Origin of the sequence: Enterococcus sp. AZ048 (genome assembly GCF_051715125.1) — a bacterium.
GTDB lineage: Bacteria > Bacillota > Bacilli > Lactobacillales > Enterococcaceae > Enterococcus_A > Enterococcus_A gilvus.
This window is the reverse complement of the sequence record NZ_JBIOTD010000001.1, coordinates 1781572-1804286: the sequence shown is the minus strand read 5'-3', so window position 1 is coordinate 1804286 and position 22715 is coordinate 1781572. Positions and strand designations below refer to the sequence as shown.

The window sequence follows — 22715 nt, the reverse complement described above, 5'->3', positions numbered from 1 at the left end:
AAATAAGCCTATGCCTATAGGTGATTTGTTTAATCACATCCACTCAATCTTTGGTCGGGGAGAGTGGGTGTGATTTTTGTTTTACAAAATACTTAAAATAAATAATATACAAAGAATACCGATAGGGATCAGAAATAAAAAACAACCAAATTGTTGGATAATACCTCCGGCGTTTTCCATAGCTTCCCCTGATTTTTCCATTTTCTTTCCAAATTGATAGGCCTTCGAATTAGCCAAGTTTGATTCGTAATTATAAAAGGTTTGATGAACAACATCAGGATCGAAATCAATACCACATTTTGGGCATCTTATAGTATTGAAAGTGAGAATGAAATCATTTTTGCAGTTCGGGCATTTCATATTCAATTGTTTTTTTTCAATATCCATATTTACCTCTTTCTTTGATATAATAATCATATGATTGATCTCAGAAATGAGGTTCTTAGTCCGTGTTCACTGCACGGGCTTTTTTTCTATCCATATTTTCTCATTTTTTCTCGTACGCAACTTTCTAAACTCCAGGGAATTTTATAGTATTCCATGAATTTAACGGCATTTAATTGTTCTTTGTCAAAATCGTATTCATTCGACCATATAAAAAGTAGTATTTCGATGGCTATTCTGTTTGCTTCGAATTCTAATTTGCGTCTGCTATAGTCATTTGCATTGTAGTAAGCAGAAAGTTTTTCATGCTTTTCGATGCAATGGCCGAGCTCGTGGGATATTTCAAAATCTGAATTTTCATCCAACAGATTATTGCTTAAAAAAATTGTTTTTTCCTCAGCAAAATAGATTCCGCTTCTTTCCATATTCACAAAACACAATTCTAAACCGAGATCGGTTACCAATTTGAGTAGATGACTATTGACTTCATGCATATCTTTTTCACTTCGCTTTATTTGCTCTCTGCAGCCCTTTTAGCTGCCAACACAGATTTTAAAAATTCTACTTCTTCATCTGTTACAGGGTCGCCATCAAAAGCAAATACCCCGTATTTTTCTGCTAATGTGTTTTTCTCTTCTCGACCTAGAAGATAGTCGACTGATACACCAAAGTAATCAGCAACTTTTTGTAAAGTATCAGCTTTTGGACTACTTGTTTTCCATTGATAGATAGCATTTCTGCTCAGTCCTAATTCTTCTGCAACTTCTTTAAGACTTTTGTCGCGTTTTTTTGCTAATTTAGAAATCCTTTCAAATAGTGTCATAAAAAACATTCCCTTCGCACAAGAATGTTATATTATTAAAAGTTGTGCACAAAATAGTTTACACGCACAAAGTTTTATACTATAATTCTTCTTGTAAGTTAATTCGATAGAAAAAAGCAAAACAAAAACACACCTTATTGAGCGTAAGTTTGGCGACCCATCGCAAATAAAAGGTAAAATTGTAGGCTTATTTCTTCATGTCTACATAGTACGAAACTTTGTGCATTGTGTCAATAACTTTGCGTGATTCTGTCGAATTTTCTTACAAAATAACTTAACAAAGGAGTAATTATCATGCCGGACACAGCAATAAGTCGTAAAAAAATTCGTGATTATTTTGAAAAGAAAGGTATTTCATTAATCAGTGTGGCAACTTACTTTAATCTTCCTAGACAAGATTTGAATGATTATTTATCTGGTAAGAATCAAAGTAGGAAAGCTCATGAAACGCTGTTAGCTATCATCGACTATTACAAAATCAGATAGGAGGATAAAAAAATGGAAGGAACTCTTACGAAAAAAGAATTCATGAAAGCAAAAGGATATTCTGAATCAACTTATCATCGAAGAATGAAATTATTTAGAAACTCTAAATATAGAGAAGGCTTTATAGCGCCGACAAAAAATGAAGTTTATATAGACACTGAATTGTACGATCAGTTTTTGAAAGAAGAATCAGAGAAAAGATTTGAATATCAAATAATTTAAAGGTAAGGGGGTAAGAAAATGAATCAGTTAACACAAACATTAACAAGTAATGAAGTAGCGGAAATGATCGGTACGACAAATGGCGAATTGATGAAATCTATACGAACTTACATTGGCTATTTAGCCGAAGGGGAAATTCCCTCGGGCGATTTCTTCATTGATTCAACATACAAAGATTCAAATAATCAAGAACGACCAAACTACCTATTAACTAAACAAGGTTGTGAAATGGTCTCAAACAAACTGACAGGCCCTAAAGGCGTTCAGTTCACAGCTAAGTATGTCAGTCGCTTCAACCAAATGGAAGAACACATCAAACAGCAACCTAAAATAGCTACTACTCAGCGAGAACAAGTAATTTTAGCTTTACAAGCTAATGAGGAAACGAATCAGCGTGTTGATGAATTGGATACGCGAGTAGCAGATTTAGAAGAGAACACTGTTTTAAGCGCTGGCGATTATGGGTATATCAGTCGTCGTATTAACCAACGTGTTGCTGAAGTTGCTCGAGGATTCGGTAGGATTACTCAAGAGCAACGGGGGAAGTTTTATAAAGACATCAATTCAGGCGTTAAAACAGTAACAGGCGTATCTACACGAACACAACTACGAAATAGACACTATGAAACGGTCTTAGACTTCATTAACGATTGGGAACCGTCCACAGCTACAAAGATGCAAGTACGTCAAATGAGCTTGGATTTTGAAATAGCATAGGAGGCAACAGCATGAAACGACTAAATTTTCAAACGATCCTACTTTCGATGATCGCAATTCCAGTTTTCACGTTAGTCAATATTTGGCTGGCCTACGGCTACATCCTACTTTTCTTTTTAGTGATCGGATGGGAAAAGAAAAAGCCAACCGAGGGGGCTGACTAATGGTGAATAAAATGTCTACGATAAGTGAAAATGAATTAATAGAAAAATATAAGTCTTTGATTAAAGAGTATCATAAGAAAACTGGCGAATTTCCTAGTCAAATTCATCTAATTGCGGAGGGGTGTAGTCAGTATCAAGCTGTGATATTTGAGTTGCGGAAACAAATCTATTAGTTTTTGATATCCCTCTACTAGTGTGTGTATTAAGAGTTAAGTTTTTGTTCAACAAAGAATCATCATACCTAAAAATTAAAGTAGTAATTTTTGACTCATATGGCGGAATTGTAATGGGCAAAGGTAATGGTGGAAACTTTGAAAGATTTGCTACTTTTTTAAAAGAATTTCCCGAGTATGCTCGACCACCATTTGGCATTTTAGTATACGGGGATTTTATTGTAACAGTGTAATCGTTACCAATCATTGTGAATACATTTATATCCTCTTTTATTTCTAATATAGAAAATTTGGTTACAGTAACTGGCAAAGAACTATTATTTGTCAATAAAACAGAGTCTATAATTCTGTATTTATACTGATGATAAACGTCTGGTTCATCATTATTCTCTCTATCTATTAACCATTCCTCACACGGTGAAAAAAAGTCTACTTTTATGTTGAATCTTTTAGTCTTTCTATCACTGTATGAATTGTAAAAGGCAAAGGAAGAAAATACTAATGAAGTAACAGGCAAGATAAAGTTCTTTATGGGTTGTATGAAGATATCCCAATCTAAATGTGAAAGACACTGAAAAATATTCAAAAAAGCCACCATCCAGTTTTTAAACCATTATATCAAATTGAAAGGGGTGAGGAGAGCATGAGTAGAAAAGAAAGGCTACAAATTGGAAAAACGATCGCTGATCGGTGGTATCAACGAAACGAATCAACAATTTTAGCAAAACAGAATATCGAGCGCAGGAAAACGTGGGAACAAAAAAAGCTCACTACGCCGGCAAGCAATTAGTGAGCAAACAAAGAAATATTTGTCTTGATTATAGCACAGGAGGAAAAAGATGTCAGATAAAGTAGAAACAGCTTCAAAAAACTTGATGCAAAAACTTGTCGAAATAATGAACACTGTAGATCGAGTTCCAAAAAACGGGCACAACGATCGCCAAAATTATTCTTACGCTCAAGAGAGTGACATCAAAGAAGTGGTTCGGAAGGAATTAGCAGATCGGAACGTGATAATGATTCCGAATGAGCTAGATAAAACAACAAAAGAGATACCAACAAGAAACGGCTCTCAGCAATTAGTGACTCTCAAAATTGAATATACCTTAATTGATGCTGATAGCGGTGAATCAGTCAAAATGATTGGTTATGGAGACGGTCAGGATTCAGGTGATAAAGCGGTATATAAAGCAAAGACTGGGGCTCTGAAATATGCATTAACCAGTTTGTTCATGATACCTACTGGTGACGACCCCGAACGCCCGTTACAACCTTCCAAAAATATTGATAAACAGCAATTAGATTCTCTAGATGCGCTAATAACAAAGGTTGCGGAGATGTCAGGTTCAGTTTATGCGAATGTCTTACGCACTCTAAAAGTTGAAATGGGTTATACAAATGAGATTAAAGAAATGACAGAAGACCAATTCGGCGTTGCGTTGCAAAAGCTACGTGATTGGGAAAAGTCAGCCTATGAACGACAACAAAACAATGATCAACAGCAAAATCAAAATAATAGAACACAGAACGAAGAAAACATTAATTGGGGGCAAAGATAATGACATCAAATGAATTAGCGGTAACGGATATACAGTTTGCAGTAAACTATACACCATCAAAAATTACTATCGAAAACGAGGATCAATTGGAAGCATTAATCAATCAAGTTACCGAACATTACGGGGTGCAAGTCTTTTCGGATAGTAATATCCCAGAGGCCAAAGAAGCTCGAGCTCAGTTGAATAAATACGTGAAAGCGATGGAAGATCGACGTAAAGAAATTAAACGAGAGTTTACTCAGCCTCTAACTCAGTTTGAAAGTGTAATGAAAGGTTATGTCGAAAAAATTACGACAATCTCTGATGATATCGGTGAAGGAATCAAAAAGTATGAAGAAGAACAAAGGGCTATTCGTTTAGAAAAGATTCAAGCTGAAATGTTGAAATTATCTGAGTTGTTCAATGTAGAACCAGATGTGATTGAGGTCCATTCAAATTGGCTAGCAAAATCTGCATTTACTACAAAAGATGAAGTTCGGCCGAAAATCATTGACGAAATCAAAGATAAAATGAAAATTGTCGCAATGGAGCGAGATCGAGTAGCTGCCGACAAAGCTACTATAACAGACTATGCAGAAATCGCGGGACTAGATCCATATGCGTGGGCAAATATGATTGATCAGGGCTGGAACGTCGCTGATGTTCGAGAAAAGATTAAACAAGCTGTGGAAAATAAACGACTTCGTGAAGAGCAGGCTGAGCAACGACGGATTGCTCAAGAAGAACACGATGCGGCACTTGCAAAATTAGCTGAAGAGCAAGCTTTGCAACAAGCTCAACAATCAGATTCTGGAAATATGTATGATCGTGAAACTGGTGAATTGATTCAGTCCCAGGAACAAGTTGTATCTTTAAAACAGATGACAGTTACCTTGAAATTATCTGGGTCATTGGAACAAATGAATGCTTTAAACCAGTACTTAGTTGATAACGGTATTGAAGTGGTGCCTGTGAAATGATTGGAAAGATAACCTCCATGAAGGGGCGTCGCATGGAGGTTGAACTTGACGAAGCGTTTAACCAAGAGTATTTACGATTGTTAGCTAATGGAGAAGAGAACTTTATCGAAGTTACCGCTTTAGATAATCGTGGAATATCTCCTCAACAGAATGCTTTGTCTCACGCTTTGATAGGGGACATAGCTAGTTGGCAAGGAGAGATGTATCCAGAGTTTACTAAAGAACAATTGAAGTTCTATTATCAAGGTTTAAGAGGAACAAAGTTTGATCATCACACTGCGACGAAGTCAACTGCAAAAGAGTGGATCGGATTTTTGATTGAGTTTGTTTTAGACAACAAAGTTCCGATTCCTAAAATATATAACTATCTTCTAAAACAGAATGCATGGTTTTACTATTGCTTGAAATATAGACAATGTTGTATTTGTCTCGAGCCTGCGGATGTTGCTCATTTAGAAACAGTCGGCATCGGACGGAATAGACGTAAAATAAATCATTCTGATTATAGATTTATGGCTTTGTGTCGACATCATCATAGCGAGCAACACACTATAGGATTAACTGAGTTTTTAAACAAATACGTGATTATTCCCTTAAAGCTTAACGATAAAGACCGAAAAAAATTAAGAATAGGAGGGTAGGTTTTGGCTGAAATAAGTTGGATCAAACTAAAAACCACAATGTTTGATGATGAAAAAATACGGCTGATCCAAGCTGTTCCTGAATCAGATGCTATTTTAGTCATTTGGATTCGCTTGCTAGTTTTAGCGGGGAAAACCAACGACGACGGATTGATATATATACAGCGTAACATGCCCTACACAGAAGAAATGTTAGCAACGCTGTTTGATAAGCCCGTAAATACAGTTCGATTAGCATTACAAACACTGGCTAGCTTCAACATGATTGATTTAAATAGCGACGGTGTTATAGCAATTGCTAACTGGGGGAAACATCAAAATGTTGAAGGGTTAGAAAAGATACGAGAACAGAATAGACTTCGAGCAAAGAGGCATTATGACAAAAAAAAGGATTCTAACGTTAGTCTAACGTTAGATGTAACGCAACCTAACGCAACAGATATAGATATAGAAATAGATAAAGAGAAAGATATAAAAGAAGATAGTCGCAAATCTCGCAAGCGAATTTACGATGACGACTCCCCTTATCTACAACTTGCAAGACATCTCTATGAAAATATCAATAACAATGGGCCTATAAAAGAACCTAATTTGCAAAATTGGGCGGATGATATCAGAAAAATGATTGAGCTCGATGAAAGAGATATAGGTAAAGTGAGGCGAATGATTGGATGGTGTCAAAAAGATTCGTTCTGGAGTAGCAATATTCTTTCAGCTAAGAAGTTACGCGAAAAGTATGACGTGATGGCTCGACAAGCTAATAGAAAGCCAGAACGAGGCTATAACAAGCCTAAAGGTAGAGTTGAAAAGCTCCCTGACTATATCGCGAATCCACCAGCACCGCCGAAAATCAGTCCAGAAAGAGAAGCCGAAGTGAAAAGAAAAATGGCAGAGTTTATTAAACGACAGGAGGAAAACGAATGATTAACAATGTAGTTTTGGTCGGACGATTAACAAAAGCTCCTGACCTACGATATACAGCGAATGGAACAGGTGTAGCCACCTTTACATTAGCCGTGAACAGAAACTTTACGAATCAAGACGGAAACCGAGAGGCAGACTTCATCAATTGTGTGATTTGGCGTAAATCCGCCGAAACCCTTGCGAACTACGCACACAAAGGGACGTTGCTTGGGGTGACTGGACGTATTCAAACACGTAGCTATGAGAATCAGCAAGGGCAACGAGTATACGTTACTGAGGTAGTTGCCGAGAACTTTCAATTACTGGAATCACGCAGTACGAATGACCAGCGACAACAAAACAATGGTGATGCGAATGGTCGATCCCAGAACAGGTCTAATAACTCAAGCAGTAACTTTAATAATCAATCAAATCAAAAAAGTGGTCCTGATTTCAATCGAGACTCTGATCCGTTCAGCGGTTCATCAATAAACATCAGCGATGACGATCTACCGTTCTGACATGGATAAAAAGAAAAGACTAGCTGAGCTGTTAAGCCGGACAGATTATTGGACGAACGAAAGAGTCTTTAACGAAGCTGAAAAAATCTATAAAAGCATGGTGGTGAAGAAAATGCAAAATAAGAAAAGAGATCGGACAGGCGAAAAGTATGGGGAATTCACTATTATTCGACCAGGAGAAATCGACAAAGAATGGGTAGCTAGATGTGCCTGCGGTAAGGAGCGATTAGTGAAGAATCAGAACATGTCGAAACTTACGCATTGCAAAAGCTGCGCGGCAAAATTAAGAATGGCCAGACGAGCTAACGAACCTAGAAAACCTAAAAAAGATAAATTCACCGACAGGCAGGACTGGGTCGTGACTAAAAAACCGAAGCTTTTACCAGAACAACGGTACCAATTAGATTATTCAAAATGTTCTTATCCTTGTGTAGGTAAGCTGATAAAAGAATACGGGAAGTCAGCTAGTTTCGAGGTGTTGGAGTACGACGATCATGATGGGGATATTCTTAGAAATCTTGGATACCGCATTTCTTTAGGAAAAGAACGTGTGGTGCCGTTATGAAAGATTTGAAAGAAGTATTCTGGTCCAACGTCAACTGGCATCGTGTGAACAAAGCCTTAAGTTGGACGGAATTAGTCGGAGGGCAAACAACAGGAGCAGTGAATAAAACCGGCAATATCACATTGGAGACGGTACAACAAATCGCGAAAAAGTTAGATATTACCGACTATGCAATTCTTTTTGAAAGTTGGGAAGAGTAATTCTTATAATGCTTAAGAAAGGGTAATAAACGTGAAAATGAAAGAGAGTTTTATAAATTCTGTTATTCGTAACATGGAGCCTGAACTTGAAGTTAATCAACTTAAAATATTAAAAGAGGATTACTAATTAATTTACGAAAATAAGAAGTAGCAATTAGTCGCCACTTCCCATTTGTAATTATTAATCATTGAAAGGGTATTTTAATTATTTTTTTTGAACATGTTTCACAAATAATTGGCGCATTTTCAAATTCAAGTTCTTTTCTTGCTTTCAACTGAGATGAACTTGATTTTGCAGGGAATCTCCATTTTGTCCAAACTAATTCATCGGTCAAAATTAATTTTCCACAATTGTTACAGTGAAAAGTTTTTTCTTTACTATTGAACATGATATCACCTCTTTCAATATGTCTATAAAAAAGTTTTGTAAACCGGGCTACCACTGAAAAAAATTAAATTCTTCTATTTTTTTGTACGGATTTTCTTAACAAAATAAAAACCTAACCCAATTCCAATTATTGCTATGGAAAAAGTATATAAAACAAACAGCGACAAAATATCACCTCCATTAAAAGTTTAATTTAAAAAAATAAATATTTAATAATTGTACTATCAAGCAGGAAAATTGATAGTACAGTCTTTAAGACTATTAGCTACAGTTATTAGCCAAATAATTATCGATATAAATCTTAATTTTTTCAAAATCCTTTTTCCAAAAAAAATTAGCTGGGACCTCAATTATTGGAAGGTGATTTTTATTACAAAAACTAGGTAATGGCTTTGGGACTATCAAATAATCAACAAGATCTTCATCTCTAAGGTAATTTGTTGAAACATCGTAATAATTAGAAAAATAATTTTTAAGACTATCGTTATTTTTGTACGTTGGTCCGGCAAACATTGAAGCATAGTTTAACCCGGAGCAAAAGTTTAATACAAAGCATATTTTTTTCATTATTAATTCCCCCATTAATGCTAATAATAAACCTAGCAAATTACTTTGTAAATGTAAGCTTTGGTTAATGGGGCAATCAAGGAGGAAAAGTAACTGGATAAAATTTTTGAGAACGTTTGGAATCGGAGAGACGAAGCTTTAGCTTGGTACACGAATGTAGAGAAAGATTTTAAGCGAGAGCAAGGCATTGATCCAAAAAAACTTGCAAAGATTTGTAAAGAAGAAGCAACAACGATAGATGAATTTCTCCCCTACGCACAAGAGCTAGCAAAGGTAGAAAATGTACAGTAATGGAGAAAAGAAAGGAAGAATGTAGATGTATAGAGTAGGACAAAAAGTATTAGTGAAAGAAAACTTAGAAGATGAAAAACGTTATGGTGGCGTAATGTTTTATCATGGAATGTCATTTTATAAAGGAAAAGAAGTCACTATTAGTAGCGTTCGTAGCCTTTCAGAAGCGACACCTATTGAAAGAATTGCTAATCAGGGTGTAGAGACAATTCTTGATATTGAAGAGAACCATGAAGGATATATTTGGTCTCAGGAAATGATCGAGTCAATATAGCAACGGAGGATATTACTTCTTTTTAAACTGCAAAAGCAAAAATATAAAGATAAAGAAAAATAGAGATTCCCACAGAGTAGTCGTCCAACTGAAAGTTTCACTAACTCCGAAGAACAAATTACCAAGGTTGGAGACAAGCAGATAGATTAATGTTACCCAAATTGATGTAAGTATTCTTTTTAACACGGAATCACTCCCTTTTAAATAAGGTTATACAAATTAGGATAAAAAGTCTAGTAATGACGGGTATAACGGAAATAGGCAGCGGACCGCGCGCTGCCATGAATAAAACTTGTTTTCCGTTAAGAGGTGCCATGAGAGAAATTTCTTTGCGGTCTTGATGGCACGAGAAAAAAGTATCATCAAGATTTGAATACGTAAAGAATATTCTCTTAAGAAGAGAATAAAAATATCATGTAACCACGCCTATCAAGCAAAAAATCTGGAAAAAAAAAGCTCTCTTACACTAAGAGAGCTTGTAAATAAAAGCAAAATGAAACTTGAACATTTTTACCTTGAAATCGTTGTTTTCCTCGTTCCAACGGACAACGTGGATTTTTAATTTTGAATAATCGTTGGCATTTCCGGATTCCTCATAAAAGCGTTTATATACATTTTGGATGAGATCGCTTTTGAGTTCTTCTTTTGTGAAGATAATTGTTTCTTCCTTTTCAAGCGGGAAAGAAAGTTCTGACTCATTGAATTGTTCTTTGGGCCAAAAGACATCTAGTACACCGTGTTCATGATATAGATGGTACGTGATGTCAGAGAGAACAAAGTCGTCAGATATTGGAAGTTTTTCCAGCCGAGTCATCTTAGCTAAAGGAATCCGGAGAAGATAATCGTTTAAAACTGTTTTTAAGTTGTTCATTTGCAGTCACTCCTCTGTTTTTATAGAAAAACTATACCATATATAAAAATTATCTAACAGGCGGGTTAAATATGAAAATACTAGAATTATTTGCGGGCACTCGATCAATCGGGAAAGCATTTGAAGCTGCCGGCCATGAAGTCTACTCAATTGAGTGGGACAAGAAACACGACAACATCAATTGGTACGCCGATATTTCGAAAATACAAGCACACGATATTTTAATGAGGTTAGGAAGGCCTGACGTGATCTGGGCAAGCCCTGATTGCACATCGTATAGCATTGCAGCAATCAGTCATCATAGAACAAAGGAACCAGACGGAAATCTCTTAGCCAAGTCTGAATATGCTTCGCTCTGCGATTTGACGAATCAGCACGTTTTGAAACTGATAAAAGACTTGAATCCAAAGATTTACTTCATTGAGAATCCGCGTGGCGGACTGAGGAAAATGAGGTTCATGCAGCAACCGCCGCGATATACAGTGACCTATTGCCAATATGGCGATACCAGGATGAAGCCAACCGATATTTGGACCAATCATCCTGACCCGAGATTCAAACCAATGTGTAAGAACGGAGCGCCCTGTCATGTGGCTGCGCCTCGAGGAAGCCAGACTGGAACACAAGGTATCAAAGGAAGCGTAGACCGTTCCCGAATACCTAAAGAGTTATGCGAGCATATTGTGAATATCAGCGAAGAGTACGTGGCGAGTGGAGCACTGAAAAAAGTGAACTAACTCAGCCATTGACAGAAAGACCCCATGTTAATCATAGGGTCACTCAAATATTAAATTATGTGGTTTTTCTCTTTTATAACTAAGTCGACCATTTTTTCAACTACTGATTTCATTGAAGCTTTAGCTAGAGACTTAAATCGTTCACTTGAAACGTATTCAGCAATTTGATCAACAATTATTGCACCCACAGTCAACAAAGCTTTAGCTAAATATTTCATTAATGGATTAGACATTTTTAGTCTCCTTTTTTAATTCTTTAAATATTTTTTTTAGAAGCTTATTTTTAGTGTGTTCTTCTAAGAAGTCATATGCAGATACTAACAACTCTTTCTTAGAAATATTTTTATCTAATTCGACATCACTTTTTAAAGAATAGTATAAAGCAGCAGGTTTAATGTCCAGTTCTTTGCTAAAGGTGGAAAGTTTCTTATCTATTTCCTTTTGAACCTTTATTTCAAACTCGGTATTGTCGACTTTCTCTGGGATTTTTTCTTTATATTCAGCAAGCTTATTATCAATACTATGGCGAGCATCTTTGACGCTTTTCTGTTTGAAAACTTCAACTTCATAAATAATGTCTTGTAGTTTTTCATTGGTCATTTAAAATCCACCACCCTTTATTTTTATCACTATAGGACATGTATTTTTTACGAATACTCAGTCCAACTAATATAATCAAGGTTTATTATATTATAATTTCTTTGAATAATAAATGTAAAATCCCAAATTGAATTAACAAGGAGTAAGCTAAATCAGACGGCAGCAGAATAAAAAAGACTGACTATTACTAGTCTCAAATATTACCTTTCGACCGTTTTGTAGCGAGTACTAAATTTAAAATAAAATTCAGAAAAAATAATAAACTGGTAATTTTCAGTACAGTGCTTACGCCTTTTGAGAATAATAAAAGTAGACAACAAACAAAATTTACTATAGCAATAAAGAAATAAAAATTTAGTATAGACTTTTTTTTCAAAGTGAGCACTCCTTTATAATTAAATACTTTTTTGAGTTTATCATGAATAATTGATAAGTGGAAAGTTAAATCAGTTATCATTATTGTTTAATCAACTAACCGACCCAACTGCATAGAAAAAGACTGCTGGGGTATGATCCGGCAGTCAAGAGTTTGGTAATGGGGAAGCTAATTTGTCAGTATCTTACCAACTCGCGTACAAATTGACTAGTTTCCGCTAGACAAGACTATTTTATCAAGTATCCGTTTTCAAATGCAACCGGGTTCGGTATCAAGAGAATCGTAAATGGTGATAAGGAAGAATATTTTTAAAGGATAACTTGCGTCGCTTATTAAGAAATAAAACCGAGTAAATACAATATATGGTTTCATCAATTTAAGAAACACAATATATTGTGGATAAAGCTGTTAATATGTGCATAAGTAAAAATTGAAGATAGCTGGGGGAAGAATGATTGAGTAGAAATGATTATCTCATAAACGAATTAGACAGGAAGTTTGCGAATTACCCGAATTACAATAGAGAAATCGCGATTCGAAAAGAAGAACTAAAAATGAAAGAGGCTGATGAGAACATCGGTGGCGGTAAAGGGAACATTCGTAGCAATCCTGTTGAACAGCAAGTAATTAAAGAGTTATCTGATCCATATATTGTCAATCGGCAGCTTTGGAAGAAATGTGTCAAAGAGACGCTGTTTGAACAGGATGAAGATGTTCGTAATCTTATGGAACTGAAGTATTGGGGTGCGGATAGTTGGATGGATTGGGCATCGTTTGGTAAGAAACATGGGTATAGTAAGCCTACAATATACCGAATTAGACAAAAGGTTTTATTCTCATTTGCACGTAAAATAGGCGAAATAAATTAATTTGAGACAAAAACGTATAGTTGTCTCATGTCAATAGGGTCTAAAATGATAGAGTAGATAATCCATCAAGCAGACGACTCAAATTAACTTTATTGGCATGAAGTTTCTCCTTATACCTCTTAACATAAAAACGTCTAGCTTGGTGGATTATTCTCTTTTTGACTACACTGCCACTTTGCGGAAACAGAGTAGGCAAACAATTGGCGGCATGAAATAATGATTTCTACATTGAGCGTGCCGTCTTTATGTCACTGTGGCGGAAGTAGAAGACGTGATGCATGCGTGCGAGGTTAATGCTTAGGCAACCATGAGTGGGGCGGTGCCACTCCAGTGACTTAGGGAGGACTCTACTGCTACTGCATGGAGTATCTGACCCAAAAGAGATTGAGCAATAAGCATGAGGCAATCAGACTTCTGAATTATCCCAGGGCTTTTGCTTGGATAAACAATCTCATAATAGCAACCGAGGTTAGGTGGATTTGGGGAGAGTATAACTCGTGTAGGTTGCTTAATACATAATCAAGATCGCTTCGGCGGTCTTTTTATTTTGGATACAAAAAAGACCACTGCTCGGCAAAGCAATGGTCTAACGCAGGATAAAAATTGGTTACAACTAAAGTTTACGACTTTAGAACCTTTATGGCAACAAAATAGACCGCTGTTTCCGCAGCGGCCAAGTGAAAAAACAAATTTTTAAAAAGGATGATACATAGAAATTATATCATTGTAACGCTTACAGGACAATATAAGGAGTGAGTAAAATGTATCGTCCACAATATCTCGAACAACGATATGAAGAAACTTATATTTATGCTGGTTCAGATTTAGAACCTTACCTAATAATTCGAAAACCAATAAAGAGCAATACATATAAACGTAAAGAAAACAACGAAGTCACTAGGCGATACGGAAGAAAGATACATCGAAGAAAGGACTGATCCAATTGAGAAACCACTGGTACATTTCATTGGCGGGTATTTATCCGCAGCGCGCAATGTCTGCGCAGATAGCAAAGCGTTATACCATTGTTGAACTGACGGACGAAGCGACGCCGAATGAGATTGATCAGTACAAGTTAGTTCTCATTGGTATTGGTTGGTTTAAGGATGAACATATACAGGCAAACATAAAGAGGTGGTTGAGGTGACATACTTTGAATACTTGCAGCAGTGTTTCAACCATGCACGAGATAAGTTACCAGACACATACACCGTAGATGATGTTGCTATACATGTATTGAAGACTGAGAGCCATAGCAGTCCTGAGGGAAGCAGTAAGGAGCAGACGCTCGCGTGGTTCAAGTTCTTTAAGTGGATGAAGGAGGAAGAGTAATGAAGTTATTGGATTTGTTTCTAAAAAATAAAACTCAAGAGGTAAAGGATTATGAAACTCTATTAGCTTTGAGTGAGAATCCGGACATTCCTTTAGAACTAATTAATTCTCTGCGAATACAACAAGGGTTGCCAGTCTTAGTTGACAGAGACTGGCTTCCTAATGGGACAAGAATACTGAGTAAGCATGAGACTAATAAACTATTTTCAAATGAACCTAACCTATTAGAAATCAAACTGAAGGATACTGATTCGGTTCCTGAAGTGTATTACAAAGGTGAGAGGCTAGACGAGTCACCTAAAGGTCTAGTAGACATCTCTTATCATTGGAAGGTCGATGACTTTAGCAGTAATGATTGTGGTGCTAATGACATCAACATAGAATACTACTCAACATCGAATGATAAGTACCTCGATAAGAAGATCATTGGACACAAGCGGGACATGTAGATGATTGAAGTAACAACTAAAGCAGATAGAGCTAAGTTCTATTCATCAAGCGAGTGGAAGCGACTAAGGCAAGAAGTACTGGAACGTGATCACTACGAGTGTCTGTGGTGTAAAGAAGAGGGCAAGGTTACAACTGTTAACGATTCTATCTTGGAAGTGGATCACATTAAAGAACTTGAATATCATCCAGAATTTGCTACTGATATAGATAATCTAAGAACATTATGCAAAGAATGCCACAATAAACGGCATAGTCGTATGAATTATCGCGGAGCAGAACGTAAGAAAAAATTTGATGATGAATGGTGGTAGAAAATCATACCCCCGGTCGAAATATTTTGGCTAAAAATAAAAATTTTGGAAACCGGTGGATGGGTCAACTCCACAGATCTATTGATGATACGCGTATAACCCCCCTCCCCAGAAGAAAGGAAGTGATTGGATGGCGGATTTAAAAATCAGAAACGAAAAGGTAGCAGCTGAGGAAAAACGATTAAATGACTTATTTTACGATCTTGCAGATGACAAGAAAAAAGTCGTTTCTGGATTAGTAACTCAAGCAGCTAGATTAAAAATTTTGTTAGATGAAATGTGGATTGATATTTCTGAAAAAGGAGATTATGAATTATTCTCACAGTCAGAAAATCAGATTCCTTACGAAAGGGAGCGGCCAGTTGCTAAACAATATAATGCACGAGACCAATCGTATCAGCGGATTATCAAGCAGTTAACTGACTATTTGCCAGAAGAAAAACGAGAAGCAGCTACCACTGCAGCTTTGGATGGTAGTGATCTCTTATGACGTTGCTTCAACCATATTTTTTTGACGAATACGTGGACTTGTACGAGCGAGGTGCTATCCCATTTAACAAGGAACGCATTCAACTAGTCGAGTATTTAAAAAAAGAAGTTCTGGTCCGAGATGATTTATATTTCGATAATGAAATGATTCAAAAATTTATTTTATATGCTGAGAAAAATTTTTTTCCTTTAGCAAAGTATCAAAAATTCATGACACCTTTCATTTTTCTTTACAAAAAAGAAGATGATGAGGTGTTTTTTAATGAAATTTTGAACTCGATAGCACGCGGTGGTGGTAAAAATGGTTTTATGTCAGCTAGAGACTCGTTTTTTATTTCCCCACTTTACGGAGTTCGAAACTACGATGTGACGATTACAGCCAATTCCGAAAAACAAGGGAAAGTGAGTTTTAAAGAAGTTTACGAAACCGTTCAAGCAAAACGTTTAGAACAGCAATTTTACTTGACAAAAATGGCAATCACGAACCGAGTTACGAATTCTATCTTTAGTTATCGGACAAATAATCCTAAAACCATGGATAGTGCCCGTGATGGTTGTCTTGAATTTGATGAAATCCATATGTTTGAAAACTCGGATATTGTTGATATCCAGCGAAGTGGATTAGGGAAAATCAAACATCCACGCACATTTTACAACGGTACAAACGGGCATGTTCGAGAAGGTTTTTATGACCGAACATTAGAACGAGCACAAAAAATTTTTACTGGTGAAAACAAGAATGATCGTTTATTCCCGTTCATATGCAAACTGGACACGATTGAAGAAATGGACAAGCCAGAATTGTGGTCGAAAGCGAATCCGATGTTTGAAGAAGAATCATCCTACGCAAAACGCCTGTATTCAACGGTTATGGATGAATACTTGAAATTAGAAGAAGAACCCTCTGGTCGCCGTGAATTCGTTGTAAAACGGATGAATTTTACAGAAGGCGACATGGAAACGGATATCACTACACATGATAAATTAATGGCTACCGATCAACCTATTGGTGATTTGAAAGGAAAATCATGTGTGGCTGGTTTTGACTATGCCGAAATTCGGGATTTCGCAAGCGTTGGGCTGTTGTTTAAACGTGAAGAGAAGTTAATTTGGATGCAGCATAGTTTTGCACGGAAAGAGTTCTTAGATACATTCAAAATTAAAGCACCGATAAAAGAATGGGCGGAAAAAGGTATATTCACAATTGTGGACGCGCCGTCTATTTCTCCTCAACTACTGATTGATTGGTTGAACGAAAAGCGTGAACTGTATCAAATTGAAATGGTGTGCGCAGATGGTTATCGAATGGATTTACTGCAACCGTTACTTGAAAAAGAAGGGTATAACTATGAATTTATTCGAAATATTCGTGGCGTGCAATCGAAAGTGGCGCCAATTATTGAAGATGGTTTTGCGAACGAAAAATTTATTTTTGGCGATGATCCATCGATGCGATGGTACACAAATAACAGCTATGCAAAAGTAGATAAATCAGGAAATAAAACATTCTTGAAAAAAGAACCAGTCCGTAGAAAGACAGATGGTTTTCATGCCTTCTTAGCGGCTTTATATAAACGAGAAGAAATTCAAGATGTTGATTTAGAAGGCTTTTTTGACATGATGGAAAATTGGGACTTTTAAAGCAGTGAAGGGGGGTGTGTAAATGGGAGTATTTCAATCGTTTTTTGATATTTTCAAAAAAAATTCAGAGATTGAATCAAGCTATGATTTTGATGCGTTAATCGATGAATACCATACACTTTACTTGAAACACCTAGCCATCGATACGTGTGCTGAGTTTTTAGCTCGGTCTTTTGGCCGTTCAGAATTTAGGATTCGAAAAAATGGGCAACCGCTTAAAAATGAATGGACGTATTTGTTGAACGTCCGTCCGAATTTAGACCAATCTGCATCATCATTTTGGCAACAAGTCGTTTATAAATTGATCACGCAAAATGAGGTTTTAATTGTTTTGTCTGATGATGACCAATTATTAATCGCAGAAAGTTATGTCAGAAAAGAATATGCATTGTACGAAGATTATTTCGAAAACGTGTGGTTGAAAGGGTATGAGTTCAAACGAAAGTTTCCAATGAGTGAAGTAATTTTTCTCCAGTATAACAACAATGATTTGAGTCGATATGTACGTGGCCTGTATGAAGACTATGCCTCTCTCTACAATCGTATGGTTGAAGTGGCAATGCGCAACCATCAGATTAGAGCAACTGTTACTGGTAAAGAAGGTCGCGGGTTTGATGACAAATTACAAAAGAGAGCACAATCGTATATTGATAAAGTTTATGCGAAATTCAGCAAAGAATCTATTGCAATTGTCCCTGTGCAAGCCGGACTCGAGTACAACGAACTAACAAATACAGTTGGAGAAACAGATCAGTCGATTGATGAACTGAAAAAGCTAAAACGACAGTTCGTGGATGAAGTCGCTGATATTTTAGGGATCCCTTCTACAATCTTGCATGGTGAATTAGCAGATTTAGAAAGTGCGCAAACAGTACTGAATAAATATTGTTTGAAGTCATTGAATAAAAAAATTGAAGATGAGTTAAACGCAAAAATCATTGATAAAACCGAATTTGTTAATGGGACGGAAATCAAAGTTGTAGGCGTGGATAAAAAAGATATTTTCGATCTGGCTGATGCGGTAGATAAATTAATTTCAAGTGGCGGATTCAATCGAAATGAGATTCGAAAAGAAGTCGATTATGAAAGTATTGATGGTGGTGACGAGTTTTACATCACCAAAAACTATGAGAAGGCAGCGAAAGGAGGGGAGGAAGTAGATGACGAAACTGGAAATTAAAGGAACGATTATTTCGAACAATCAAAAATGGATCTACGATTTGTTCGAAATGGATAGCACAGCACCGCGTGACATTGTTTTACCCGAAACCAATGAACCATTAGAAATTGTGATTAATTCGGGTGGAGGAGATGTCTATGCTGGAAGTGAGATATACACGGCTTTGCGTGCATATCAAGGTGAAGTGACAGTGAAAATTGTAGGGATTGCAGCTAGTGCGGCAAGCGTTATTGCGATGGCTGGTAGTTCAATTGAAATTAGTCCAACCGCCCAAATTATGATTCACAATGTTTCTAGTGGTGCAAGCGGTGATCACAGAGCGTTGGCTCATGAAGCAGAAGTCTTAAAGAACTATAATTTGTCGATCGCGAATGCTTATATCGGTAAAACGGGTCTTGAAAAAGAAAACTTGCTTGAACTAATGAATCATGAAACCTGGTTGACAGCAGAACAAGCAGTAGAGAAAGGATTTGCGGACAAAGTAATGTTTCAAAATGAAGAAGCACCTTTACTAGTCGCAAGTGTTTCGCCGGTTATTCCGCCAGACGCGATTTCAAAATTGGCAGAAAAGTTAAAACCGCAGTTTGATTTAGATGAACTGGCAAATAAAGTAGCAGAAAAACTAAATACTAAAAAACAAGAATCGATTGAACCAGAAAATGCTGGTTTGAAACGGTTCTTTTTTTAATACAAAAAATAAGGAGGTCATACTGAATGACTATGAAACTATCAAACGAATTCAAAACAATTCGTGACAACTTTTTAGCTGCTGTTAATAATAACGAGCCAGCTGAAAAACAAAATGAACTTTACGGTGCAATGCTCGATGAATTGCTGAACGAAGCAAAAAAACAAGCGCGTGCTGAGGCAGAAGGATTAATTGCTGAAAATCCGGCAGATGCGAAATTATCTGCTCGTGAGCGTAAATTTTTTAATGCTATCAGCACGGACGTCGGTTATAAAGAAGAAAAATTGTTGCCGCAAGAAACCATTGATCGAATCTTTGAGAACTTAACTACTGCCCATCCACTATTAGCTGAAATCGGTTTAGTAAACGCAGGGCTACGATTGAAATTCTTGAAATCTGAAACAAGTGGTGTTGCTGTATGGGGAAAAATATTCGGCGAGATCAAAGGTCAGTTAGATGCAGCGTTCAGTGAAGAAGAAGCAATTCAAAGCAAATTGACGGCGTTTGTAGTTGTTCCTAAGGATTTGAAAGACTTCGGACCAGCTTGGATTGAATCATTTGTGGCTACTCAAATTGATGAAGCTTTTGCAGTGGCTTTAGAGGCTGCTTTTTTATCAGGAGATGGAAATGACAAGCCGATTGGTTTAAATCGTCAAGTTCAAGAAGGTGTAGCCATTACTGGTGGTGTTTATCCAGAAAAAACTTCAATGGGCGATTTAACATTTGCTGATTCAGCAACGACTGTTAAAGAACTAACGAATGTTTATAAACATCATTCAACTGACGAAAAAGGTCACGCAGTTGCTGTAGATGGAAAAGTTGTCATGGTAGTTAATCCTAGTGATGCTTGGGATGTCAAACGTCAATATACTTCATTAAATGCGCAAGGAGTATATGTAACTGCGTTACCTTACAATTTGAAAATTGTTGAATCATTAGCACAAGCAACTGAAAAAGTTTTAACGTTCGTAAACGGCCGATACGATGCATATATTGGCGGGGGCATTACTTTACGTAAATACGATCAAACATTAGCGATTGAAGACATGGATTTATACACTGCTAAACAGTTTGCTTATGGGAAAGCTAAAGATGATAAGGCTGCTGCAGTTTGGGGATTAAAAGTATCCGAGGGAAAATAGAGTCCCCCGCAGTTATTAATGTTGAACCGACAAGTGACGGAGCAACAATTGCACTGCGATAGAAAGGGGCGTTTCTATTGGATGAGAAATTGCTAAAAGATTTCAAATCGCGGATGAGAATTTTTCATACTGCTGACGATGACAACTTAGAAAATATTTTGGAAAGTTCAAAAGTAGCTGTTAAGCGATGGTGTGGGACTGATAATGTTTCAAATCCTGAAATTCGCGAACTCGTGATTGAACGCAGCCGATATGTCTACAATGATTCGTTAGAATTTTTCAATGATAACTTTCAATCGGAATTAATGGCTGTCTCTTTAGCAAATTATGAAGAGGGAGCTGATGGCGAAGATGAAGTACCAGAAACCCAAAGTAAATAACGGCGCTATGAGAACACCTGTTGAATTTTTTCAATATCGACCTCATAAAGGTCCTGAGCCAGGCGAGCAAGAGAAGCAGACCATTTTTAATTGTTTCGCTGAGATTTATAACCCCTCAATGAAAGACTTGGAAATTTTGAACTCAAAGACGACTAAACAAGCAGTAACTCTCACGATTAGAGATCCGCAAACTGACTACATTGTTTCAAACAAGCATTATGTAGAGGTTATGGATAGGAGATATTCAGGTATTCGTTGGAACATCGTTGACGTTCGAAATGATTTCACTGACAACCGATTTATCACGATTTTATTAGCGGTGTATAGCGATGAATAATGGTGATTTTAAAGGCGTCAATGAGACCTTACGAGCGATGGAAAATCGTCTTGGTGATAAGAAAGTCAGGTCAATAGCTCGAAAAGCTATCAATTCCGGTGCAGAAATAGTTGAGAAGAAACTTCAAACAGACATGCTAGTCTTTAAAGATAAAGGATACACGATTGATGAAGTCGTGCGTAAAAACGCAACGTACAAAAACTACAAAACTGAGGCTGAGATAGGGTGGAATGGACCCCATCAGCGTTACAGGATTATTCATTTGAATGAATGGGGATATACGAGAAACGGTCGTCAAATAAAACCGCGTGGATTTGGCGTTATTACAAAATCGTTAAAGAATTCTGAACCCTTGTACTTCGAGACAGTAGCATCGGAGGTAAAGAGAAACCTATGAAAGATATGCTTGGTAATATCTATGAATTGCTGTGTAACAATGAATACATCAAAAACATGACGTTCAATGATGAAACAGAAGAATATCGCATCAAGTATTACGAACAACCAGAAACGGCGGATAAAACTGGACCGTTCATTACAATTAGACCTGTGGACGTCCCAAACGAAGCCTATCACGGAAGCGATAAAGAACTTTCTATTGAACATCTAATACAAATTGATGTTGAGTCTAAATACAGAGCAACATGCAAACAAATGCAATATGAAATTAAAAAAGAGATGAAGAAGATTGGTTTTGGGCAAGTAAATGGTCAAGGTTTAGACGAATATTTCTCGGAGACTAGACGTTATGTAGACGCTCGACGATATGACGGGAATACACGAATTTACGATACACAATATTAAAACAGAATAACAGGAATTAAGACACGAAAACTCGTGTCTTTTTTTGTTGTCAAAATTAGGAGGAAATAAATTATGACTTTAGTCGGATTTAAAAAAATGACAATCGGAATTTTTGATAAGGACGGTAAAATTCCAACAGCTAATCAATTTGTTATTGAAGGTAAACAAGATAAAGGGGCCACTGTATCCGCTGAAATTAGCGGCCTATCAAAAGAAGCTACAAAGGTATATGGCTCAAATATTGCTTACTATATTTCGCAAAAAGGAACAGGGGACATTTCTGCTACGTTTGGATTGTTAGATTTACCAGAAGATTTAAATGACAAGATTCTTGGTTACAAAACTGATGCAAACAAGATCAGCTTTCTTGGCGAAGACACGGAGCCGCCATATTGCGCATTGCTTATGGAGTCAGAAGATCTCGGTGGGGATACAGCTATGCTGACAATCTTTAAAGGTAAGTTTAGTCGTGAAGCTATCAATTTGAATACTACAACAAATGAAGCCTTTGAACCCGAAGCAGAGGAGTATGTATTTTCTGCAATTGCCAATGATGCTGATGGCGATGCAAAGGGGCAATCGGTTGCTAAATATGTTGGAGATGAAGAGGCGTCAATTACAGCAATGCGCACAATGGCTTTTCCAGCGGGGGAGTAACAAGCCCAGTCGTT

38 protein-coding genes are annotated in these 22715 nt (G+C 36.8%); 29 read left to right on the top strand and 9 right to left on the bottom strand.

Annotated elements, in window-relative coordinates:
• Positions 1-81: 81 nt before the first annotated feature.
• The 3 genes from IGI66_RS08910 to IGI66_RS08900 all read right to left on the bottom strand — a co-directional run bounded on the left by IGI66_RS08910 (position 82) and on the right by IGI66_RS08900 (position 1207).
• A complete protein-coding gene (locus tag IGI66_RS08910; protein WP_435933984.1) occupies positions 82-387 on the bottom strand; it encodes a hypothetical protein in 306 nt (101 codons plus the stop codon).
• A gap of 86 nt (positions 388-473) precedes the next feature.
• On the bottom strand, positions 474-878 hold the full coding sequence (locus IGI66_RS08905; RefSeq protein WP_438848597.1) for an ImmA/IrrE family metallo-endopeptidase: 405 nt from the start codon (positions 876-878) through the stop codon (positions 474-476).
• Positions 879-895: 17 nt separating this feature from the next.
• The gene (locus IGI66_RS08900; protein WP_435933986.1) at positions 896-1207 is read right to left on the bottom strand and encodes a helix-turn-helix domain-containing protein; all 312 of its coding nucleotides are present in this window, start codon (positions 1205-1207) and stop codon (positions 896-898) included.
• Positions 1208-1501: 294 nt separating this feature from the next.
• Between IGI66_RS08900 and IGI66_RS08895 the strand changes: the two genes are divergently transcribed.
• The 4 genes from IGI66_RS08895 to IGI66_RS08880 are packed head-to-tail and all read left to right on the top strand — an operon-like array spanning position 1502 to position 2796.
• Positions 1502-1693 carry a hypothetical protein gene (locus tag IGI66_RS08895; RefSeq protein ID WP_435933987.1) on the top strand — a complete coding sequence of 64 codons (192 nt, stop codon included), beginning with the start codon at positions 1502-1504 and terminating at the stop codon, positions 1691-1693.
• 12 nt (positions 1694-1705) lie between these two features.
• Positions 1706-1915 (top strand): hypothetical protein, encoded by a 210-nt coding sequence (locus tag IGI66_RS08890; RefSeq protein ID WP_435933988.1) that lies wholly within the window; start codon positions 1706-1708, stop codon positions 1913-1915.
• An 18-nt stretch (positions 1916-1933) separates the two neighbouring features.
• Entirely contained in the window at positions 1934-2632 is a 699-nt protein-coding gene (locus IGI66_RS08885) for a Rha family transcriptional regulator (RefSeq protein WP_438848594.1), read from the top strand.
• Between the two features lie 11 nt (positions 2633-2643).
• A complete protein-coding gene (locus IGI66_RS08880) occupies positions 2644-2796 on the top strand; it encodes a hypothetical protein (RefSeq protein ID WP_169818210.1) in 153 nt (50 codons plus the stop codon).
• 93 nt (positions 2797-2889) lie between these two features.
• Here the strand turns inward: IGI66_RS08880 and IGI66_RS08875 are convergent, their stop codons facing one another.
• Positions 2890-3555, bottom strand: a complete 666-nt coding sequence (locus IGI66_RS08875; RefSeq protein WP_438848592.1) for a hypothetical protein — start codon at positions 3553-3555, stop codon at positions 2890-2892.
• 57 nt (positions 3556-3612) lie between these two features.
• On the opposite strand from IGI66_RS08875, the gene IGI66_RS08870 reads away from it, so the two are divergent.
• The 8 genes from IGI66_RS08870 to IGI66_RS08835 are packed head-to-tail and all read left to right on the top strand — an operon-like array spanning position 3613 to position 8317.
• Positions 3613-3759 (top strand): hypothetical protein, encoded by a 147-nt coding sequence (locus IGI66_RS08870; RefSeq protein WP_438848591.1) that lies wholly within the window; start codon positions 3613-3615, stop codon positions 3757-3759.
• Positions 3760-3808: 49 nt separating this feature from the next.
• Positions 3809-4528: an ERF family protein gene (locus IGI66_RS08865; protein ID WP_438848589.1), complete on the top strand. Its 720-nt coding sequence runs from the start codon at positions 3809-3811 to the stop codon at positions 4526-4528.
• The gene (locus IGI66_RS08860; RefSeq protein ID WP_438848587.1) at positions 4528-5487 is read left to right on the top strand and encodes a DUF1351 domain-containing protein; all 960 of its coding nucleotides are present in this window, start codon (positions 4528-4530) and stop codon (positions 5485-5487) included. Before IGI66_RS08865 ends, IGI66_RS08860 begins: the two co-directional genes overlap by 1 nt.
• A gap of 32 nt (positions 5488-5519) precedes the next feature.
• Positions 5520-6128, top strand: a complete 609-nt coding sequence (locus IGI66_RS08855) for a putative HNHc nuclease (protein ID WP_438848585.1) — start codon at positions 5520-5522, stop codon at positions 6126-6128.
• Between the two features lie 3 nt (positions 6129-6131).
• Positions 6132-7052: a phage replisome organizer N-terminal domain-containing protein gene (locus IGI66_RS08850; RefSeq protein ID WP_438848584.1), complete on the top strand. Its 921-nt coding sequence runs from the start codon at positions 6132-6134 to the stop codon at positions 7050-7052.
• The gene (gene ssb, locus IGI66_RS08845; RefSeq protein WP_438848582.1) at positions 7049-7552 is read left to right on the top strand and encodes a single-stranded DNA-binding protein; all 504 of its coding nucleotides are present in this window, start codon (positions 7049-7051) and stop codon (positions 7550-7552) included. Before IGI66_RS08850 ends, ssb begins: the two co-directional genes overlap by 4 nt.
• Positions 7533-8117, top strand: a complete 585-nt coding sequence (locus IGI66_RS08840; protein ID WP_438848580.1) for a hypothetical protein — start codon at positions 7533-7535, stop codon at positions 8115-8117. The genes ssb and IGI66_RS08840 overlap by 20 nt, the downstream gene beginning before the upstream one ends.
• Positions 8114-8317 carry a hypothetical protein gene (locus IGI66_RS08835; RefSeq protein WP_438848578.1) on the top strand — a complete coding sequence of 68 codons (204 nt, stop codon included), beginning with the start codon at positions 8114-8116 and terminating at the stop codon, positions 8315-8317. Before IGI66_RS08840 ends, IGI66_RS08835 begins: the two co-directional genes overlap by 4 nt.
• A gap of 185 nt (positions 8318-8502) precedes the next feature.
• On the opposite strand, the gene IGI66_RS08830 is transcribed toward IGI66_RS08835, so the two are convergent.
• Both IGI66_RS08830 and IGI66_RS08825 read right to left on the bottom strand, forming a co-directional pair.
• Positions 8503-8706, bottom strand: a complete 204-nt coding sequence (locus IGI66_RS08830; protein WP_431380325.1) for a hypothetical protein — start codon at positions 8704-8706, stop codon at positions 8503-8505.
• Between the two features lie 260 nt (positions 8707-8966).
• Entirely contained in the window at positions 8967-9272 is a 306-nt protein-coding gene (locus IGI66_RS08825; RefSeq protein ID WP_010778504.1) for a hypothetical protein, read from the bottom strand.
• A gap of 316 nt (positions 9273-9588) precedes the next feature.
• Here IGI66_RS08825 and IGI66_RS08820 point away from each other — a divergent pair, with 316 nt between their 5' ends.
• Entirely contained in the window at positions 9589-9837 is a 249-nt protein-coding gene (locus tag IGI66_RS08820) for a hypothetical protein (RefSeq protein ID WP_438848576.1), read from the top strand.
• A gap of 466 nt (positions 9838-10303) precedes the next feature.
• Here IGI66_RS08820 and IGI66_RS08815 read toward each other — a convergent pair whose 3' ends face one another.
• A complete protein-coding gene (locus tag IGI66_RS08815; protein ID WP_438848574.1) occupies positions 10304-10708 on the bottom strand; it encodes a hypothetical protein in 405 nt (134 codons plus the stop codon).
• A gap of 71 nt (positions 10709-10779) precedes the next feature.
• On the opposite strand from IGI66_RS08815, the gene IGI66_RS08810 reads away from it, so the two are divergent.
• Positions 10780-11445 carry a DNA cytosine methyltransferase gene (locus IGI66_RS08810; RefSeq protein ID WP_438848573.1) on the top strand — a complete coding sequence of 222 codons (666 nt, stop codon included), beginning with the start codon at positions 10780-10782 and terminating at the stop codon, positions 11443-11445.
• Positions 11446-11495: 50 nt separating this feature from the next.
• On the opposite strand, the gene IGI66_RS08805 is transcribed toward IGI66_RS08810, so the two are convergent.
• Entirely contained in the window at positions 11496-11678 is a 183-nt protein-coding gene (locus IGI66_RS08805; protein ID WP_438848571.1) for a hypothetical protein, read from the bottom strand.
• Positions 11671-12045, bottom strand: a complete 375-nt coding sequence (locus IGI66_RS08800) for a hypothetical protein (protein WP_087654128.1) — start codon at positions 12043-12045, stop codon at positions 11671-11673. The genes IGI66_RS08805 and IGI66_RS08800 overlap by 8 nt, the downstream gene beginning before the upstream one ends.
• A gap of 831 nt (positions 12046-12876) precedes the next feature.
• Between IGI66_RS08800 and IGI66_RS08795 the strand changes: the two genes are divergently transcribed.
• The 15 genes from IGI66_RS08795 to IGI66_RS08725 all read left to right on the top strand — a co-directional run bounded on the left by IGI66_RS08795 (position 12877) and on the right by IGI66_RS08725 (position 22701).
• Complete coding sequence (locus IGI66_RS08795) at positions 12877-13290, top strand: hypothetical protein (protein ID WP_438848569.1); 414 nt, start codon at positions 12877-12879, stop codon at positions 13288-13290.
• 943 nt (positions 13291-14233) lie between these two features.
• Positions 14234-14437, top strand: coding sequence for a hypothetical protein (locus tag IGI66_RS08790; RefSeq protein WP_349729215.1), 204 nt, complete (start codon positions 14234-14236; stop codon positions 14435-14437).
• A complete protein-coding gene (locus IGI66_RS08785) occupies positions 14434-14622 on the top strand; it encodes a hypothetical protein (RefSeq protein WP_438848567.1) in 189 nt (62 codons plus the stop codon). Before IGI66_RS08790 ends, IGI66_RS08785 begins: the two co-directional genes overlap by 4 nt.
• On the top strand, positions 14622-15071 hold the full coding sequence (locus IGI66_RS08780) for a hypothetical protein (protein ID WP_438848565.1): 450 nt from the start codon (positions 14622-14624) through the stop codon (positions 15069-15071). Before IGI66_RS08785 ends, IGI66_RS08780 begins: the two co-directional genes overlap by 1 nt.
• The gene (locus IGI66_RS08775; protein WP_438848563.1) at positions 15072-15383 is read left to right on the top strand and encodes an HNH endonuclease; all 312 of its coding nucleotides are present in this window, start codon (positions 15072-15074) and stop codon (positions 15381-15383) included.
• A 130-nt stretch (positions 15384-15513) separates the two neighbouring features.
• Complete coding sequence (locus IGI66_RS08770) at positions 15514-15873, top strand: hypothetical protein (protein WP_438848561.1); 360 nt, start codon at positions 15514-15516, stop codon at positions 15871-15873.
• The gene (locus tag IGI66_RS08765; protein WP_438848559.1) at positions 15870-17513 is read left to right on the top strand and encodes a terminase TerL endonuclease subunit; all 1644 of its coding nucleotides are present in this window, start codon (positions 15870-15872) and stop codon (positions 17511-17513) included. The genes IGI66_RS08770 and IGI66_RS08765 overlap by 4 nt, the downstream gene beginning before the upstream one ends.
• A 22-nt stretch (positions 17514-17535) precedes the next feature.
• Positions 17536-18693, top strand: coding sequence for a phage portal protein (locus IGI66_RS08760; RefSeq protein WP_438848557.1), 1158 nt, complete (start codon positions 17536-17538; stop codon positions 18691-18693).
• Positions 18674-19381: a head maturation protease, ClpP-related gene (locus IGI66_RS08755; RefSeq protein ID WP_314576836.1), complete on the top strand. Its 708-nt coding sequence runs from the start codon at positions 18674-18676 to the stop codon at positions 19379-19381. The genes IGI66_RS08760 and IGI66_RS08755 overlap by 20 nt, the downstream gene beginning before the upstream one ends.
• 26 nt (positions 19382-19407) lie before the next feature.
• Positions 19408-20523, top strand: a complete 1116-nt coding sequence (locus IGI66_RS08750; RefSeq protein ID WP_270328846.1) for a phage major capsid protein — start codon at positions 19408-19410, stop codon at positions 20521-20523.
• 77 nt (positions 20524-20600) lie between these two features.
• Positions 20601-20903, top strand: coding sequence for a head-tail connector protein (locus IGI66_RS08745; RefSeq protein WP_438848555.1), 303 nt, complete (start codon positions 20601-20603; stop codon positions 20901-20903).
• Positions 20866-21240: a phage head-tail adapter protein gene (locus IGI66_RS08740; protein ID WP_218022201.1), complete on the top strand. Its 375-nt coding sequence runs from the start codon at positions 20866-20868 to the stop codon at positions 21238-21240. The genes IGI66_RS08745 and IGI66_RS08740 overlap by 38 nt, the downstream gene beginning before the upstream one ends.
• On the top strand, positions 21233-21637 hold the full coding sequence (locus tag IGI66_RS08735) for a hypothetical protein (RefSeq protein WP_438848553.1): 405 nt from the start codon (positions 21233-21235) through the stop codon (positions 21635-21637). Before IGI66_RS08740 ends, IGI66_RS08735 begins: the two co-directional genes overlap by 8 nt.
• On the top strand, positions 21634-22044 hold the full coding sequence (locus IGI66_RS08730; RefSeq protein WP_314576824.1) for a hypothetical protein: 411 nt from the start codon (positions 21634-21636) through the stop codon (positions 22042-22044). The genes IGI66_RS08735 and IGI66_RS08730 overlap by 4 nt, the downstream gene beginning before the upstream one ends.
• Positions 22045-22116: 72 nt before the next feature.
• Positions 22117-22701 carry a major tail protein gene (locus IGI66_RS08725; RefSeq protein WP_314576822.1) on the top strand — a complete coding sequence of 195 codons (585 nt, stop codon included), beginning with the start codon at positions 22117-22119 and terminating at the stop codon, positions 22699-22701.
• The last annotated feature ends 14 nt before the right edge of the window (positions 22702-22715 follow it).

Excerpts from the sequence above, each read along its gene's own strand:
- IGI66_RS08910 (WP_435933984.1), bottom strand. The coding sequence starts at position 387 with ATGGATATTGAAAAAAAACAATTGAATATGAAATGCCCGAACTGCAAA.
- IGI66_RS08905 (WP_438848597.1), bottom strand. The coding sequence starts at position 878 with ATGCATGAAGTCAATAGTCATCTACTCAAATTGGTAACCGATCTCGGT.
- IGI66_RS08900 (WP_435933986.1), bottom strand. The coding sequence starts at position 1,207 with ATGACACTATTTGAAAGGATTTCTAAATTAGCAAAAAAACGCGACAAA.
- IGI66_RS08895 (WP_435933987.1), top strand. The coding sequence starts at position 1,502 with ATGCCGGACACAGCAATAAGTCGTAAAAAAATTCGTGATTATTTTGAA.
- IGI66_RS08890 (WP_435933988.1), top strand. The coding sequence starts at position 1,706 with ATGGAAGGAACTCTTACGAAAAAAGAATTCATGAAAGCAAAAGGATAT.
- IGI66_RS08885 (WP_438848594.1), top strand. The coding sequence starts at position 1,934 with ATGAATCAGTTAACACAAACATTAACAAGTAATGAAGTAGCGGAAATG.
- IGI66_RS08880 (WP_169818210.1), top strand. The coding sequence starts at position 2,644 with ATGAAACGACTAAATTTTCAAACGATCCTACTTTCGATGATCGCAATT.
- IGI66_RS08870 (WP_438848591.1), top strand. The coding sequence starts at position 3,613 with ATGAGTAGAAAAGAAAGGCTACAAATTGGAAAAACGATCGCTGATCGG.
- IGI66_RS08865 (WP_438848589.1), top strand. The coding sequence starts at position 3,809 with ATGTCAGATAAAGTAGAAACAGCTTCAAAAAACTTGATGCAAAAACTT.
- IGI66_RS08860 (WP_438848587.1), top strand. The coding sequence starts at position 4,528 with ATGACATCAAATGAATTAGCGGTAACGGATATACAGTTTGCAGTAAAC.
- IGI66_RS08855 (WP_438848585.1), top strand. The coding sequence starts at position 5,520 with ATGGAGGTTGAACTTGACGAAGCGTTTAACCAAGAGTATTTACGATTG.
- ssb (WP_438848582.1), top strand. The coding sequence starts at position 7,049 with ATGATTAACAATGTAGTTTTGGTCGGACGATTAACAAAAGCTCCTGAC.
- IGI66_RS08840 (WP_438848580.1), top strand. The coding sequence starts at position 7,533 with ATGACGATCTACCGTTCTGACATGGATAAAAAGAAAAGACTAGCTGAG.
- IGI66_RS08835 (WP_438848578.1), top strand. The coding sequence starts at position 8,114 with ATGAAAGATTTGAAAGAAGTATTCTGGTCCAACGTCAACTGGCATCGT.
- IGI66_RS08830 (WP_431380325.1), bottom strand. The coding sequence starts at position 8,706 with ATGTTCAATAGTAAAGAAAAAACTTTTCACTGTAACAATTGTGGAAAA.
- IGI66_RS08825 (WP_010778504.1), bottom strand. The coding sequence starts at position 9,272 with ATGAAAAAAATATGCTTTGTATTAAACTTTTGCTCCGGGTTAAACTAT.
- IGI66_RS08820 (WP_438848576.1), top strand. The coding sequence starts at position 9,589 with ATGTATAGAGTAGGACAAAAAGTATTAGTGAAAGAAAACTTAGAAGAT.
- IGI66_RS08815 (WP_438848574.1), bottom strand. The coding sequence starts at position 10,708 with ATGAACAACTTAAAAACAGTTTTAAACGATTATCTTCTCCGGATTCCT.
- IGI66_RS08810 (WP_438848573.1), top strand. The coding sequence starts at position 10,780 with ATGAAAATACTAGAATTATTTGCGGGCACTCGATCAATCGGGAAAGCA.
- IGI66_RS08805 (WP_438848571.1), bottom strand. The coding sequence starts at position 11,678 with ATGTCTAATCCATTAATGAAATATTTAGCTAAAGCTTTGTTGACTGTG.
- IGI66_RS08800 (WP_087654128.1), bottom strand. The coding sequence starts at position 12,045 with ATGACCAATGAAAAACTACAAGACATTATTTATGAAGTTGAAGTTTTC.
- IGI66_RS08780 (WP_438848565.1), top strand. The coding sequence starts at position 14,622 with ATGAAGTTATTGGATTTGTTTCTAAAAAATAAAACTCAAGAGGTAAAG.
- IGI66_RS08775 (WP_438848563.1), top strand. The coding sequence starts at position 15,072 with ATGATTGAAGTAACAACTAAAGCAGATAGAGCTAAGTTCTATTCATCA.
- IGI66_RS08770 (WP_438848561.1), top strand. The coding sequence starts at position 15,514 with ATGGCGGATTTAAAAATCAGAAACGAAAAGGTAGCAGCTGAGGAAAAA.
- IGI66_RS08765 (WP_438848559.1), top strand. The coding sequence starts at position 15,870 with ATGACGTTGCTTCAACCATATTTTTTTGACGAATACGTGGACTTGTAC.
- IGI66_RS08760 (WP_438848557.1), top strand. The coding sequence starts at position 17,536 with ATGGGAGTATTTCAATCGTTTTTTGATATTTTCAAAAAAAATTCAGAG.
- IGI66_RS08755 (WP_314576836.1), top strand. The coding sequence starts at position 18,674 with ATGACGAAACTGGAAATTAAAGGAACGATTATTTCGAACAATCAAAAA.
- IGI66_RS08750 (WP_270328846.1), top strand. The coding sequence starts at position 19,408 with ATGACTATGAAACTATCAAACGAATTCAAAACAATTCGTGACAACTTT.
- IGI66_RS08740 (WP_218022201.1), top strand. The coding sequence starts at position 20,866 with ATGGCGAAGATGAAGTACCAGAAACCCAAAGTAAATAACGGCGCTATG.
- IGI66_RS08735 (WP_438848553.1), top strand. The coding sequence starts at position 21,233 with ATGAATAATGGTGATTTTAAAGGCGTCAATGAGACCTTACGAGCGATG.
- IGI66_RS08730 (WP_314576824.1), top strand. The coding sequence starts at position 21,634 with ATGAAAGATATGCTTGGTAATATCTATGAATTGCTGTGTAACAATGAA.
- IGI66_RS08725 (WP_314576822.1), top strand. The coding sequence starts at position 22,117 with ATGACTTTAGTCGGATTTAAAAAAATGACAATCGGAATTTTTGATAAG.